The 16,331-nt window shown below is 46.8% G+C and carries 14 protein-coding genes; 13 read left to right on the top strand and 1 reads right to left on the bottom strand.

Annotated features, from left to right (window positions below):
* The 13 genes from NT178_15155 to NT178_15095 form a co-directional block, all read left to right on the top strand.
* Nucleotides 1–853: branched-chain amino acid ABC transporter permease (locus NT178_15155; GenBank protein ID MCX5813866.1), on the top strand; the 853-nt coding region annotated here is incomplete at its 5' end.
* Nucleotides 850–1,569, top strand: coding sequence for an ABC transporter ATP-binding protein (locus NT178_15150; protein MCX5813865.1), 720 nt, complete (start codon nt 850–852; stop codon nt 1,567–1,569). The genes NT178_15155 and NT178_15150, both read left to right, overlap by 4 nt.
* Nucleotides 1,570–1,573: 4 nt before the next feature.
* Complete coding sequence (locus tag NT178_15145) at nt 1,574–2,278, top strand: ABC transporter ATP-binding protein (GenBank protein ID MCX5813864.1); 705 nt, start codon at nt 1,574–1,576, stop codon at nt 2,276–2,278.
* A gap of 21 nt (nt 2,279–2,299) precedes the next feature.
* Complete coding sequence (locus tag NT178_15140) at nt 2,300–3,124, top strand: SDR family NAD(P)-dependent oxidoreductase (protein ID MCX5813863.1); 825 nt, start codon at nt 2,300–2,302, stop codon at nt 3,122–3,124.
* 45 nt (nt 3,125–3,169) lie between these two features.
* Complete coding sequence (locus tag NT178_15135; protein ID MCX5813862.1) at nt 3,170–3,931, top strand: DUF169 domain-containing protein; 762 nt, start codon at nt 3,170–3,172, stop codon at nt 3,929–3,931.
* Nucleotides 3,932–4,038: 107 nt separating this feature from the next.
* Nucleotides 4,039–5,262, top strand: a complete 1,224-nt coding sequence (locus NT178_15130; protein MCX5813861.1) for an amino acid ABC transporter substrate-binding protein — start codon at nt 4,039–4,041, stop codon at nt 5,260–5,262.
* Nucleotides 5,263–5,548: 286 nt separating this feature from the next.
* Complete coding sequence (locus NT178_15125) at nt 5,549–6,310, top strand: xanthine dehydrogenase family protein subunit M (GenBank protein ID MCX5813860.1); 762 nt, start codon at nt 5,549–5,551, stop codon at nt 6,308–6,310.
* A 105-nt stretch (nt 6,311–6,415) separates the two neighbouring features.
* Entirely contained in the window at nt 6,416–6,898 is a 483-nt protein-coding gene (locus NT178_15120) for a (2Fe-2S)-binding protein (GenBank protein MCX5813859.1), read from the top strand.
* Nucleotides 6,895–9,201 (top strand): xanthine dehydrogenase family protein molybdopterin-binding subunit, encoded by a 2,307-nt coding sequence (locus NT178_15115; protein MCX5813858.1) that lies wholly within the window; start codon nt 6,895–6,897, stop codon nt 9,199–9,201. Before NT178_15120 ends, NT178_15115 begins: the two co-directional genes overlap by 4 nt.
* 64 nt (nt 9,202–9,265) lie before the next feature.
* On the top strand, nt 9,266–10,873 hold the full coding sequence (locus tag NT178_15110) for a long-chain-fatty-acid--CoA ligase (GenBank protein ID MCX5813857.1): 1,608 nt from the start codon (nt 9,266–9,268) through the stop codon (nt 10,871–10,873).
* A 241-nt stretch (nt 10,874–11,114) separates the two neighbouring features.
* Nucleotides 11,115–11,393, top strand: a complete 279-nt coding sequence (locus tag NT178_15105) for a hypothetical protein (GenBank protein MCX5813856.1) — start codon at nt 11,115–11,117, stop codon at nt 11,391–11,393.
* A gap of 478 nt (nt 11,394–11,871) precedes the next feature.
* A complete protein-coding gene (locus NT178_15100; GenBank protein MCX5813855.1) occupies nt 11,872–13,197 on the top strand; it encodes a DEAD/DEAH box helicase in 1,326 nt (441 codons plus the stop codon).
* Between the two features lie 645 nt (nt 13,198–13,842).
* Nucleotides 13,843–14,730, top strand: coding sequence for a hypothetical protein (locus NT178_15095; GenBank protein ID MCX5813854.1), 888 nt, complete (start codon nt 13,843–13,845; stop codon nt 14,728–14,730).
* A 31-nt stretch (nt 14,731–14,761) separates the two neighbouring features.
* On the opposite strand, the gene NT178_15090 is transcribed toward NT178_15095, so the two are convergent.
* Nucleotides 14,762–16,210, bottom strand: a complete 1,449-nt coding sequence (locus NT178_15090; GenBank protein MCX5813853.1) for a CHASE2 domain-containing protein — start codon at nt 16,208–16,210, stop codon at nt 14,762–14,764.
* Nucleotides 16,211–16,331: the final 121 nt, after the last annotated feature.

Genomic DNA, 16,331 nt, shown 5'->3' with positions numbered 1-16,331 from the left:
GTACAAACTCATATTCGTGGCGAATATTCTCATGTATGTGGTTCTCACGGTGAGCTGGGCGATGTTCTCGGGGCCTACGGGCTATATATCCCTTGCCACGTCGGCCTTTTTTGGTGTGGGTGTCTATTCAACAGCCCTCCTGAGCGCGGAACTGCCTCTTATTCTTGTGGTTCTCATTGGTGGTATAGCAAGCTTTTGCCTTGCTTATCTGGTGGGTTCTGTCACCTTGAGGTTGAAGGGCATGTATTTCACGATGTTCACCTTTGGTCTGGTTGAGCTTATCAGGAACCTGCTGCATTGGTATGAGGTCAATATCACCGGGACTGTCGGGAGAATGGTCATCTCGCCGGATGCAACCACCATCTACTATACGATGGTCTGTATATTTCTCGCGGTTCTTCTCACATCCTATCTCATCAAACGCTCCAGGTTCGGTCTGGCCTTGCAGGGGATAGGAGAATCGGAGGAGGCAGCGGCCCATACGGGCATAAACGTAACGAGGGTAAAATCCGTGATATTTGCCATCAGCGCCTTCTTCATGGGGCTTACCGGAGCAGCCATGAGCCTGAGGTGGTCCTATGTCGATCCGACTATGGCCTTTGACATCAGCCGTTCCTTTATGCCTGTTCTAATGGCAATATTCGGAGGTATGGGCCACCTCTATGCACCTATTGCCGGAGCATCTATCTTTTCCATTCTTGAGGAGATATTTACGACTAAATTTCCTTACTACTATATGCTCCTTTTCGGTTTGACCATGCTTCTTGTTGTCAGGTTCATGCCCCTCGGCATAGAGGGGGTCATAGAACGCTTGCTGAAAAGAAAAAAAACAGGATATGCGGAGAAGTCATGAACATACTTGAAGCAAAGGGTCTGAACAAACATTTTGGAGGATTAGCAGCTACAACTAACGTGGATGGGGATATACGACAGGGTGAGATACTCGGCCTCATCGGTCCCAACGGGGCAGGCAAAACAACCCTGTTTAATCTGGTGTCGGGTGCATTGAAACCTGACACGGGGTCTATCACCTTCAAGGGTGTCGACATTACAGGCCTTAAACCCCACAAGATTGCACGGATGGGTATTGCACGGACCTTTCAGTCCGTTAAAATCTTTTCCAGGTTGTCGGTCCTGGATAATACCCGATTGGGAGATTTGTTCGGGAGTACAAAGGTCAAGGAAGACAAGGCAGATCTGGGAGATGCGGACGCGATCCTTGATTTTGTCGGGTTGTCCGGATTAGGCGATCGACGTGCTGTTGATTTGACTCTTGCCAATCAGAAACGGCTTGAGGTAGCCCGAGCCCTCGCCACAAAACCCGATCTGCTTCTCCTTGACGAAGTGATGGCAGGCCTCACCCCTACGGAGGTTGCCCAGGCCATGGAACTTGTTAAGAAGATACGGGACAGAGGCATAACCATCATGATGATCGAGCACGTTATGAAGGCCATCATGACTATATGCGACAGAATAGTAGTACTCCATCACGGTGAAAAGATCGCCGAAGGTACACCTGAGGAGATCACCTGTAACAAAACCGTCATCGAAGTCTATCTGGGAGAATAGCACTATGCTTGCCATTAATAACGTAAACACCTTTTATCGTAAGATACAGGCCCTGTGGAATGTGAGTTTCGAGGTTAAGGAAGGGGAGATCGTTGCCCTTGTCGGCGCAAATGGAGCCGGCAAGACGACTCTGCTCAATACCATATCGGGTATTGTAAAGTCCTCATCGGGGACAATCGAGTTTCAGGGCAGGAGAATAAACCGTGATTCCGCTGCCTCCATTGTAGAACAGGGTCTGTTGCAGGTCCCTCAGGAGGGAAGACTTTTTCCTGACATGTCCGTGCTTGAAAACCTGGAGATGGGTGCATATCAACGTAATGCCTGGAAGCATAGAAGAGAGACTCTTAAGGATGTTTACGAGATATTCCCGAGGCTTGAAGAGAGGGCTTCCCAGATCGTTAGCACATTGAGCGGCGGCGAGAAGCAGATGGTAGCAATTGGTCGCGGACTTATGTCCAGACCCAAGCTTCTCATGCTCGATGAACCTTCGTACGGTCTGGCGCCCAAGGCGGTATCGGAGATATTCAAGGTGATCAAGCTATTACCCACTCAGGGGATTACGGTCCTGCTTATCGAGCAGAACGTAAAGCAGGCGCTCGAAATGAGTGATCGCGCCTGTGTAATGGAGAACGGGCATCTCGTTCTCACAGGAAAGTGCTGTGATCTTATTGAGCAAGACCATGTGAGAAAGGCTTATCTGGGACTATGAAATTTATAAGGAGGCAATAATATGAAATTGGAAGGAAAAGTGGTGCTTATTACCGGAGGAGGAACCGGCATCGGTACGGCAATCGCAGAACGGTTTGTCCGCGAGGGTGCAAAGGTCTGTATTACGGGCCGTCGTCAGGAGATGCTTGATAATGTGGCCCGTTCACTCCCTGCGGGTACGGTGGCAACCTGCCCCGGGGACGTATCGAAATATGAAGATGCACAACAAATGGTCGAGAAAACGCTTACCTTCGGAGGGAAAATTGATGTCCTCATAAACAACGCGGGAATCGATCCCGGAGGGACCGTTGTTGATATTGATCCCGACGTCTGGCGCAAAGTCCTCGACGTGAATTTGACCGGTCCATTCCTGCTCATGAAGGCTTCAATACCACATATGATCAAGGCAGGCGGCGGATCTATAATCAATATCTCTTCCCTTGGCGGAGTGCGCTGTTTGCCCGGCATGCCCGCCTACTGTTCATCTAAGGCAGGTCTTATCATGCTTACTCAGCAGGCCGCTACGGACTACGGTCCGTTCAATGTCCGGTGCAATGCGGTTTGTCCCGGCGGTGTGAGGACGGCTATGATTGAGAACTCGCTTAGTCCTCTTGCCAATGCCCTCGGAAAGGATGTGGATGGAGTACTGGACCTTGTATCATCAGGTATGCCTCTGCGTCGTTTTGCCAATCCCGAAGAGATCCCGGGTATTTGCGCTTACCTGGCGAGCGATGACTCATCCTTTATGACCGGCTCCGTTCTGTTAATCGACGGAGGGGCGGCGAACGTTGATGTTGCCGGAGCGGCGCTAACCATGTCCGGTGTGAAGTGGGGTGTAACCGAATAGGAAGACCGATATGCAGCAACCCAAACGAACGACAGGAGGAATACAATGAAGATAAGACCTCTTCAAACAGACTTATCCGGTTTCGGCAGGCTTAATCTTGAGAGGCCGCCGGTAGGCGTCAAGTACTTGTTTTTCAAGCCCGAAGGGATGGAACAGTTGTCGCTGGACAAGAATCTCGCATTCTGTGAAATGCTGAAAGAAGCACAATTTGCAGATGCACCCTTTTATTTCAGCAGAGAGAATAATGAGACCTGTGTGGGCAAGATATTGTTGGGCATGACGGATATGGAACCCTTTGCCGAAGCCGGGCAAATCGGACCCAGATTGGGCATGGTTCAGGAAGCAAGGGTTAACCACAACTTTTATCATCATGTTCCAAGATTGTCTAAGGGTATAGTTAATTACGTGGCATTTGCCCCCATAGACAAATTAACATTCGAGCCGGATGTCCTAATCGTCACTGCGACAACCAAACAGGCAGAGATTGTAATGAGAGCAATGACCTATTCAACGGGTGAGCCCTATTACTCAAAAACTACTATTTTCATGGGATGCTCATGGATTTACATTTATCCTTTTGAGAGCGGTAAAATGAATTACCTTATACCTGAAATGATTCATGGCATGAATGGAAGAGAGTTGTTTGAGCCGAACACTGTATTGGTTTCCATTCCCTATCAATGGCTGCAAACTGTGGCGCAAAATCTGCGGGAGATAAAGATGGTTTTTCATGAGAGCAAGGCGGAGTATCTGGCGGAATTTGAAGAAATACTTGTCGATTTGATCAAGGAGTCTGAAAATCCTTAACAGGCAAAAAGAAATATTCACCCGGGCATGAATCTTTCGCCAGGGGGTGTATATGATACAGGCAAGAAGTGTTATTGGAACCAAAATCAAAAAAAGGAGGGTATACAATGAAGAAAAAGGTGTTTTTTGCTTTACTGGTATTTATTCCGGTTGTCGTATTTTTATTAATTGCTGATGTCAGCGCGGCGCAGCCTAAGGATAAGATACGTATAGGCTGGGTTACTTCACTCTCAGGCATGTTATCCGCCTCTGTAGCAGCAACAACCGGAGCTTCCTACGATATATGGCTTGAGGAAGTTAACGCAAAAGGAGGAATATACGTAAAGGAATACGGTAAGAAATTACCTATTGAACTTATCAAATATGACGATAAAAGCGATGTTGGTACCATGACAAAACTGATGGAGAAGGTTATTTTAGAAGATAAAGTTGATTTTGTACTTGCCCCCTGGGGCACGGCAATGCTCTATGCGGCAGCACCGGTTGCCAACAAATATAAATATATACTTCTTGGGAATGCCGGTGGATGCATAAAACTTAAAGAAATTATGCCCAAACTGCCTTACGTCTTCACGGTGCTCAACACGGCAGAAACGCAGATGCCGCAGCTTGCGGAAATTCTTGCTGAAAACAAAGTAAAAACGGCAGCGATCATATACATCCAAGATCTTCATGGGATAGAGTACCGCGATATGGCGCTTAAGGAATTCAAGAAAAAGGGAATCAAAATCGTATCAGCGAAAAGCTTCCCCCATGGAACAAAGGATCTTACCCCATTGATCAAAGAAGCCAAGTCAGCAAATGTTGATGCATTTTTAGGTTTTCTCTATCCTGACGAAGCCTTTCTTGTTACAGGGCAGACAATAGAAGCCGGTTTCAATCCCAAAGCTTTCTTTTTAACTGTGGGACCCATGCTGACACAGTATAGAGACGCCTTTACTGCAGCCGGTGTTGAAGGTATTATGGGCGGCGGTGCCTGGAATGAAAAAACCTCTCCCGGTGCTAAAATACTTGCTGAAAAATTAATGAGCAAATACAAAGGCATCGAGTACTGGGGACAACTGATTTATTATTCTTCAATGCAGTTCTTTGAAAAAGCGATTGAAGAGGCAGGGACTCTGGATCAGACCAAGATACGGGATGTCATGGCAACAAAGACATTTGATACAGCTATGGGACCTATGAAATTTGATAAAATACATTTCAATATGACTTTCCCCGGTCATATAGGTCAGTGGCAAAATGGCGCCTGGGAAATTATAGATACAGGAAAAAAACGTACAGCAAAACCTGAATTCCCGAAACCTGAATGGCCGAAGAAAGCAAAGTAAATTTTTTATAGAGGCAAGCAGTACAGGCTGCCCGAAAGAAGCATCCTCCTTCCTCTAAATGTTCTGGAGGGCAGCCTGGAAGTATAAAGTTAAGAAGACCTTTGCAAAACTCTAAAAAACCGTCACCCCTGCGAAAGCAGGAGTCCAGAACTATTTAAATTCACTGGATGTTGCCTGCGCAAGAGAAAATACCGGTGTTTGCCGGTATGACGGTGTTTGTGGAGTTTTACAAAGGTCTTATGTTATAAATTTATGCCGGTCAAATATATTTTTAAAGGAGTCTATCATGGCTGTGTTTTACCGAAAATTGCCAAGATTTGATTACGTTATGCCGAAGACACTTGATGATGCCTTAGCGCTTCTAAACGAGCACAAAGGGACGGCAAGGCTCCTTGCCGGCGGCACTGATCTGATTCCACAGTTAAAACAACGGGCGATTAATGTACCTCGACATTTGATTGACTTGAAAGCAATAAAGGGACTGAACGCTATTTCCTATGATGAGCAGTCCGGTCTGAGGATCGGCCCTCTGACCACAATCAGCGCCATAGAGCAGTCGCCTGTTATCCGGGAACACTTTCCATCCATCGCACAGGCTGCATCGGGTATGGCCGCTCCTCAAATAAGGAACAGGGGAACCTTTGCCGGCAATATCTGCAATGCTGTCCCCTCTGCCGACAGCGCCCCGGCGCTGCTGACGCTTGAGGCATTTGTAAAGATTAAAGGTCCAAAGGGAGAATGTATAGTTCCCATTGATCAATTCTTTACCGGCCCCTGCGAAACAATCCTTGAAAAAGAGGAAATGCTCCTTGAAATCGTAGTTCCAAAGTCGCCCCCGAGGAGCCGCGGGGTTTATCTGAAGCTTGCACCACGGCACTCAATGGATTTGGCGATTGTGGGTGTAGCTGCCCATGGTGCATATGTTGATGGTATATGTAAAGATATCAGGATTGGAGAAAGGCTGAAGCTGTTCTCCGGGGTCAGAAACCAACGCTTGAAATCATTGAAGAGGCAGCCCGGACAGCCGTTACAGAGTGCAATCCCATAGATGACCATCGGGCATCGGCTGAATACCGTTGCGATATGGTGTATATCCTGACGAAACGTGCTCTTAAGCAGGTCCTTGTTCGGTAAGGAGGAAGCGATGGAACAGATGGAACATATATATATAATCGTTAACAAAAGAGATTATGAACTCCAGGTTAAACCATGGTCAACACTCCTTGAAATCTTACGGGATGATTTGGGATTAACAGGAACAAAGGAAGGCTGCAATGCAGGAGAATGCGGGGCCTGCACGGTAATCATGGAAGGCAAGGCGGTTAACGCCTGTCTGGTATTGGCAGCGGAAGCCGACGGCAAAGAGATTACAACTATAGAAGGCCTTGCCGATGGGGCGACACTTCACCCGATACAGGAGGCGTTTCTTGAAATGGGCGGCATGCAGTGCGGCTTTTGCACTCCCGGCATGATCCTTTCCGCAAAGGTGCTCCTTGATGCGAATAATAACCCTACCGATGAAGAGATACGCAAAGGATTGGAAGGCAATTTTTGCCGCTGTACAGGCTACACCAAGATTATCGAGTCGGTGAAAGTAGCTGCCGAGAAGGTTCGGCAAGGCGGGGGTGAGGTATGAAGGAATATAATGTAATCGGTAAACGTGTCCCAAGGGTTGACGGCAGAGAAAAGGTTATGGGCCAGGCAAAGTATGCTGCCGACTATTCCCTGCCCGGCATGCTCTGGAGTAAAGTGGTACGCTCACCCTATGCTCATGCAAAAATTGTTAACATCGATACGAGCAAGGCAGAACGCCTTCCCGGTGTAAAAGCTGTTGTTACTGCAAAAGATTTTAACGGATGGACCTGGGGTTTCATGGCAACCACCAGAGATGAACCGCCATTAGCCATGGATAAGGTTCGTTATTATATGGAGGGTGTCGCCGGTGTTGCAGCCATCGATGAGGATATTGCTGAAGAGGCATGTGATCTTATAGATGTGGAATATGAAGAACTTCCGGGGGTATTTGACCCCGAGGAGGCAATGCAGGAAGGTGCTCCGGTTATCCATAGTTATCGGCCCAATAATGTGAGCGTGGAGTACCACTGGAACTTCGGCGACGTGGAAAAAGCCTTTGCAGAATCATATCTGGTTAAAGAAGATCGCTTCAGGACCTCCAGGGCAACAAAGGGCTATCTGGAACCGCCTGCATCGCTGGCCTGGTATGATCCTTCCGGTTCCATTACTGTATGGGCGGCAAAGCAGAGCCCCTACTTCCATTACCGGCACCTTGCAGCCTGTTTCGGACTTCCCCTGTCAAAGATAAGGGTGATCCAGCCTTTCATCGGCGGCGGTTTCGGAGGTACAAAGAATGACTCTGTAGCCGGTGATTTCTGTGCAGTAATGCTTTCTAAAAAGACAGGGAAACCGGTTAAGTTCGTTTACACACAGGAAGAGGAACTGACCGTTTCCAAAAGGAGACATTCCATGCTTGTTTACAACAAGATGGGTATGACAAAAGATGGACTTATCACTGCCATTCAAAGCCGTGTTGTAGCTGACGGTGGCGGCTATACCGCTGTGAGTCCCCTCACCATGTATCTTACCGGATGTGCCACACCCCTGCCTTATAAACTTCCCAACTTTAAGCATGAAGCCTACAGGGCATTTACAAATAACCCTATTTGCGCTGCAATGCGGGGTCACGGTGTAACACACACACGCTTTGCCTGTGAGATCCAGATGGAAATGATGGCCGAGGAACTCGGTATTGACCCAATGGATATCCGCATGCGCAATGCAATCGACAATCCGGAACCTGGTACAGTGTACAGGACAATCAACGATATAACCATTAAGACCTGCGGGATTAAGGAAGCGATCCAGACCCTTGCCGGAGACCCGCTCTGGGCAGAAAAAGACAAGGCCCCGAAACAAAGCGGCAGCATCTCCTATGGAGTGGGAATGTCGGCCACCGCTTATATGAGCGGGGCTCGTCAGCTTGGCCACCAATCCTGCGGAGCGATTGTCAGAATATGCGAAGACGGTACCGTGAATCTGATCACCGGCGCTACTGACTGCGGACAGGGGTCCGACACGGTGCTTGCCATGATTGCTGCAGAGGAATTGGGGGTAAAACTCCAGGATATTGATTTTAAGCGGGTTGACTCGTTCTATACTCCTGTTGATGCTGGAAGTTACGGGAGCCGCGTAACGGTCCTTGCCGGTCAGGCCGTTCAAATAGCCGCTGCTGATGCAAGAAAACAGCTCCTTGATATACTGGGCCCCCTGTGGAAGGTGAAGCCGGAGGAGATTGAAATCAGGAACTCAATAGTTAGTCTTAAATCCAATCTGTCAAGACAGATATCTTTTGAGCAACTGGCCAAGATTGCTTGTTATTCCGGTTCCGGCGCCGTTATTATGGGGAAGGGGTACTCAGGCTATGGAATCGAGCCGCTCGATTTCGAGACGGGTAGAGGCAATTCCGGTACGGCTTTCAGTTTTACCGCACAGACGACCCGCGCCGGCGTGGATATGGAGACCGGACATGTTACGGTTACCGATTTTACGATTGCCCACGACTGTGGGAGGCCGCTGAATCCCATCGGAGCTGAGAGCCAGAACGAAGGCGGTGCTGTACAGGGTATGGGACAGGCTATTTATGAAGATTTTATCATGAACAGGGGCAAGACGCTTAACCCTACCTTCCTTGATTACAAGATGCCCCGCTCTACCGATGTACCCGACATAAAGGTAATAGATATTATTACTGACGACCCTGACGGTCCATTCGGGGCAAAGGAAGCTTCTGAAGGAAGTCATGTGAGCACTCCTCCTTCAGTTGTCAGCGCCATCCACGATGCCACGGGTATATGGTTCAAGGAACTTCCTGTTACACCGGAGAAGATAGTGAGGGCGCTGAAAGAGAAAGGAAAATGGTAGAAATAAAGGGCTGCTCTGCTGCTCACACATTGAGTGAGAAGAGGAAGCTCCACGGGAGGTCCAGATGCCGGAAACATTAATACTCAAAGAGCTCAGTCGATACCCGATAGGTACCTATGCAGACATTATTTACAGAAATGCGCTTCTCCGCCCTGACAGAAATGCGTTTATATACGGCGCTCAAAGGATTAGCTTTTCTCAATATAATATCCGCGTGAATAGCCTCATCCACGCACTTCAGGAACTGGGACTCAAGAAGGGTGATGGTATAGGCATCCTTTCCTGGAACTGTCTCGAGTATACTGACGTCTACGGGGCAGGAATGAAGGGCGGATTCATTGTATCCCCCTTCAGCCCAAGGATGCAGGCAGATGAACTCGATTATATAATTAATTATTCCGAGGTCAAAGTTCTTTTTTTAGGCCCGGAGTTGGTGGAAATAATTGATCAGTTGAGACCCCGCCTGCAAGGGGTGAGACATTATATCTCCCTTGAGGGGATTGTTCCGGGAATGCTTACCTATAATACACTGATCGAAACATTTTCAAAAGAAGAGCCGGATGTACAGGTTGAAGAGGACGACCCCTTCGTAATCTTTTATACCAGTGGAACCACCGGTGTTCCCCGTGGTGCAATCTACAACCATTTCCGTAAGCTGGAAGAGGCACGTACCAAGGTGCTCACAGCGGGTCTTCAACCGAACAACAAACACGTCATGATCCTGCCCCTGTTCCATATCGGCGGCTGGTCCCATTTCTGGGCCTTCTTTTATGTGGGTGCAAGTAACGTGATAATGACTCAGAGGTCTTTTGATCCCGCAGCTACCCTTCAGACCATTCAGGATGAGCGGGCAACGGATATACATATTGTTCCCACTCAGCTTGTAGGCATGCTGGCTTTGCCCGACATTAATAAGTACAATCTGACAAGTCTCAAGCAGATATGGTATGCAGCCTCCCCCATGCCGTTAGAACTTCTGCAGAAAGGCATTACCCGATTCGGGCCGATTTTCGGACAGGGTTACGGACAGTCAGAATCCGGGCCTGATATAGCCATTCTTTCACTGGAATTCCATCAGGTTCCGGATATGTCTCCTGAAGAACAAAAAGTGCTTGCTTCCTGCGGGCAGCCTTGCATCTGGGTCCATGCAAGAATTGTGGATGAGGATGGTAATGATGTAAAGCCTCACGTGGTGGGAGAAATTGTGGTACAGAGCAAATCTGTGATGATGGGCTACTGGCGCAAGCCTGATGAAACACATAATGTTATGATCGATGGATGGCTCCATACCGGTGATATGGGTTATTATGACGAAAAAGGCTTCATCTATATCGTGGACAGGAAGAAAGACATGATCATCACAGGCGGGGAGAATGTCTTTCCCAGGGAAATTGAAGAAGTCCTTTACAGACACCAAGCAGTGTTGGAAGCTGCTGTCATTGGTGTACCCGACGAGAGATGGGTGGAGCGGGTACATGCAGTGGTGACTTTGAAAGAAGGGCAAGAGGTGGGGAGCGATGAAATCATCGCTTTCTGCAAGGAACACCTTGCCCGGTACAAAGCCCCGAGATCAGTGGAATTTGTCGAATCTCTGCCCAAGAACCCCCAGGGGAAGATACTTAAGCGGCAGATAAGGGAAAAATACTGGCAGAGATACGAGAGGAAAATATAATACCAATTCGCCTTCAATCATATAACTTCGTTACCTCGTCGTCGTGCTCCGCTATTTCTGGGGCTTACGTCGCCCCCTCCCGCAGCAAAGCTGTCGGAGCCTTCCCTTCTCGCTCACTGTGTGAGCTAAATAAACCCTTGTATGCCCCGCCCGGGTACCCGCTTGCGGGTGTTCCTCGTTGCCCGGGTACCCTCTGGGTGCTATGTATGAATCCGAATTGGTATAAGTTCCGGATGCCGGCATGAAGCTAAAAGTAAAGAAGATGATAAATATCCCTGAAATACCGGATGAAGTGAAAATGGAAACCGGCACGTTGAGGGATTTCCTTAATAAGGTCCTCGCGGATACCCATTTTGTTAAGGAAATCATCGACTCCCGTACAGGGGAACTAAGGCTTGACGACCTTTTCGAGGTACGCCTGAACGATGTACTTTATTATACCCTTCCACAAGGCCTGGATACCGGACTCCAGGACGGGGATACAATAACAGTTTCTCTAATCCTGCTTGGCGGGGGATAATACCAATTTGCCTTCAATCAATAGATTCCTCGAAGCTCTGCTTTGAGGCAACCACATTCCCTCGCTTCTTGCGGGAGAGGGTAGGGTGAGGGGGGAGTAATCATGTTCCCCAATCCGCTGATACCTCGCAGCTCTACTGCGGGGAGGTTCATTCCCGCCTGTCCCTTGGCTATGACGGACAGGTAACTTCGTTACCCGGGTACCCTCTGGGTGCTATGTATGAATCCGAATTGGTGTATTTATCAGGAAAACCTCTGGCTCTGCCGGGGGCGCATAACACTCATTCCCGGAAGGTTGTTGGAAGTCGCTTGACGGGGCTGCCGAATAAGCTTATACTATGGGTTAAGTAATGAAGTACTGACTAAAAGCCGTGTTAGAGAGTCATTTTAAAGTTCGTCCAAAAAACTTTCCTGTAAAACGATAATCTTCGGTCATACCCTGCTTCAGCTACTAATTTCTCTTTATAAGGAAGATAACTATGAGTTTTAGTTCGTTTAAGCTTCATCCGCAAATAACGGCAGGCGTCAAGGCGCTCGGCTACGAAATTCCGACTCCTATCCAGGTGCAGGCAATCCCGCCGGTCCTTGCAGGTAAAGACGTTATGGGCCTTGCCCAGACCGGAACCGGCAAAACAGCGGCTTTTGTGCTGCCGATTTTGGATCGTTTGCTGCGGGGTCCACGAGGCAAGGTCCGCACCCTGATTATCGCGCCCACGCGCGAACTGGCGGAGCAAATCCACGTATCGATTGGAGAACTGGGACGTAACACACACCTGAGGAGCTGCACAATTTACGGCGGTGTGGGTGTGAACCCGCAGATCCAGAAACTGCGCGCCGGCGTCGATATCGTCGTCGCCTGTCCTGGCCGGTTACTCGATCACCTTAACCAGAGGACGATCAACCTTGCCGGCTTGGAGGTCCTTGTTCTTGATGAGGCGGATCGTATGTTCGACATGGGCTTCCTGCCCGATATCCGGCGTATCGTCAAACAATTGCCCTTAAAGCGCCAGACGCTGATGTTCTCTGCCACCATGGCCGATAATATCCGAAAACTGACGGACGAAGTGCTGCATGATCCGGTCACAGTGAAGGTCGGTCATACAGGCCCGGCAAACACCGTGTCCCATGCCCTTTACCCGGTCGAGCAGCATCTGAAAACCGGACTCCTCATGGAGATACTGAAGCAAACTGATACGGAATCCATCCTTATTTTTACACGCACCAAGCACCGGGCCAAACGCATCGGACAAGAGCTTGTGAAGGCAGGGTATAAGGCTGCCTCACTCCAGGGGAACCTGTCGCAGAACAAACGCCAGGACGCGCTTGACGGCTTCCGCAACGGCTCGTACCAGATTTTGGTGGCCACCGATATCGCGGCCCGTGGCATTGATGTCTTGAGCATATCCCATGTAATCAACTATGACATCCCGGATACAACGGATGCTTATACGCACCGCATCGGCCGTACTGGCCGCGTTGCAAAGACCGGCGACGCCTTCACTTTCGTCAGCCGTGAGGACGAGCCTCTGGTCAAGAGTATTGAGCGTGTGCTCGGCGAAAAAATCGAACGCCGCATACTGAAGGATTTTGATTATAAGAAATCAGCGCCGTCACGCGATGCCGAATTTGCACGCCAACCACGCGAGCCGCAGCGCCACCGGACACAGCCGAAAGCGACGCAGACCGGTGCACGCACGGATGCGGGCACCCGGCCCAAGACACGCCCCACCCAGCCGTCACATGGAGCCGCTGCCAAAACCGGAGGCGCAGCACCACCTCTCCCGGTAAGGCGACGATATCGATAAAAGGGCACTGTCAAGAATAAAGATTTGACCCCATAGTCTTTGCCGTTAAAAGTTAATTCGTGCAAAATGGCTTCTGTAATGGATTTGAGACGATTTAAGAAGTTGCGTCCAATGTGAACGCAAATGTCTTGAAGTGGCGGTCCCAGGTTGTAAATAATGAATATTAAACTCACGAGATGGATGTTTTGCCGACCCGAAAAGCAGCCTGTCCTGTTTTTCCCCTTACCATGACATGACGGAGTGCTCATTCCATGTCGAATCCCGGCCCTCGTGGCATGGATAAATTCTACCCGATTAAAAAAGGATGTCAACGGAATCAACTGAACTATGTCCCCCTCAAGGGGCCCGACTTTTAGAATAGGGCATTTCCGGGGCTATTATATTGAAACCATTACCTCTGAGTTTCCCTGTAAGACACATTAGAGACAAATGACTGGGGGATCCACCCTTTCCATATATTATCACAACGCCCACCGGTGAATCAGATGCAATGCAAATGGATGCAGTGACCCATAAAGTAAGCAGGATGAGGCATACCAAACTTTTACTTTTAAATGTAACCGTTTATCTCTGAATATAGTTGAAAACAAAACGTTTTAATAATATCATCTATGATTAGAATATATAATAATTGGAGAAGTTAAAATGAAAAAATTTATCATTTTTATCTTTGGCTGTATCATATTCTTCCCAATGGGAACAATCTATGCCCAAAACCATGTAGGCATTATACTTAGTGGATACGAGAAAGATTGTCAGCTTACTCATACAGGCAAGACATATCTGTGTGGTGATAGGAAGCAGTTATACATTGGCGATATTATAAATAAAAAACCATCAGTAAACATGTTGAAGATAAAATGGGCGCCATATGCGAACGGAGTACCCAGGAGTGAAACATCAATGGAGATTGTGTCAAGCCAGACTGAGAAATTTAAAGCCAGTACATATACGGCTGGTTTGAAACAATATATTAACGATTTTGTCAAACCCGTAGAACATGTGGCAGTTCCGCTGGTAACAAGAGGTCGGAAACAAAAAGAACAATTTCCATTACAGGCAACTTTAATGCGGAATTACCCGATAATAATCTCCGGCGCAAATGAAGACGTCAAATCAATTGCAATTATCAACACAAAAGGCCAAAAGGTCTATGAAAAACCGATTAAAAGCAAGGAGGCGATATCCCTTGTTCCATCAGAGATAGGGGTTGAGCCACTTGAAAGCTACACAGTCTACATAAATAAGGATACCGTAAAACGAAGGCTCGATATTGTTTTGATGGATGAAGCTACTCAAGAGGAAGTCCTCAAAGGATTAATGGTTATTGATAATGAGAATATTGCTATACCTGACAGCTTGATCAGGAAAGCGGTGTATTTTCAGCTTATCAGTGATGCGAACCCCGATAAAATAGACCTGTATTGGTTGAGTCATCAATTATTAAAAGAAAACACCTCACAATTTACAAAAGATCAGGGGGATATAATTCGAGAATTGGAAAAGCGATATTACAATCATTACAGAAAATAATAATAAACGAGACATTCCATTTTATATTGCATTAATATCGAGATAAGAACCTTAATATTGTGTTTGGAACAATTTTCTTTATAGTTTTCTGAATCCTGTACCATCCCATAGCCATAACAGGAATAACCAAATTCATAAAAAGAAAAATTGTATTTATAAAAATCCCGTATTCCACATAAAAATAGTATGTTATCGGTGTCAATAGTATAGAAGCAAAAAGTACGGTAATTATTCTGGCAGTCGATGGAGGAAAATGCACGAACATATAGCATGCAAATATGACAACCAATAAATTGATTAAAAAGCCAACCCATAACGGTGCATCACGAACCTGCCAATTCCCCAGTAAGACATTCATTGCATTTCCGATAATATATATTCCCGCCATATCTCCAACAGGTGTTCGATACCAACCCTCTTTATCCGGACTTGATGTACCGATGATGACTATTTTGTCATTTAAGTCCTGCTGCAATGCCTCAACTTCATCCGGCAGGATCCTTTCAGCGAACAGATTCCCTTCACTATTTAATGTACCTGGCGGTAAAAAAGCAAATCGTATCCTGTTTGAAAAAAGCTCATTGTTTCCTATTTCTATAAGACCATTATTTGATAATCCAACAATATGTTTTTTTGTCCTCTCATACTTAAAGTCGTCGAGAATTTTTGATTCTAATGCCTTTAATCTGGGGAAATCGTTGGTAAACAGGGCAACAGATAAAACGGGCACTCCCCATAAAACAGTATTCTCACCATCAGTGCCCTTCGCTATATCATAATAGCGTATATAGCGAACAACCCTGTCGGATTTTGAAAAAGATGCATATGGAAACCCCCGATAAAAATTAGGATTTTTGTTTATCACATCATCAAAAATATTTTTTTTAATTTTATTATTGATGATGCCTTTAATTGTCGGGAATATAATTTTGAGTTCTGATTTTCTTTTTGTTATGTTCTCTAAGCATTTTCTTAGTTCAGCGTCTTCCTCCGGATAATTCGAAGGGTAGTCAAATATGGTATCAAGGTACACAACCTTAGCTCTATTCTTGTCTGCTAATCTTAAGAATTTTGCTATTTGTTTTCTTGGGATGAATAAGGGCTCTCCCCATCTACTATATGTATCGCTGTCGATATCGATGAATACTATATGGTTTGATATCTTGTTACGTATATTTTTGCATTCTTTATATTGAGACGGTTGCTTAAAGCATTTTTCGGATGTTTTTAAAAATGCAGCGGCTTCCTTCTTTATAAGTTTGTCTACTGTGGAATTGAAGACATTTTCCATGTACTGTAAGTGAGTCATAAAAAAGAAAGCGATTCCCAAGGCAAATCCGATACATATATTGATAAGAAAAGATAGTTTTTGCTCCCTCTCCCACCACCGCCAGTCTAAATAGTGGGGGAAAAGTCTTATCTTAGCTAAAAAAAGAGATATAGCACTGAGCAGTTTTTTATAAATATTTTCTCCATCCATTTGTTGCTGCTCCGTTAAGTCCTGAAGGATAAAAATCGGAAAAGTTATCTGTAACGCTCACAAAAAGTAGCATACGCCACAAAAGAAAACAAAGGAATCTGCACAATCAGGGGAAAATGTC

The organism is Pseudomonadota bacterium, assembly GCA_026388255.1.
Classification (GTDB): Bacteria; Desulfobacterota; Syntrophorhabdia; order Syntrophorhabdales; family Syntrophorhabdaceae; genus JAPLKB01.
This window is presented reverse-complemented; position numbering and strand designations above follow the sequence as displayed.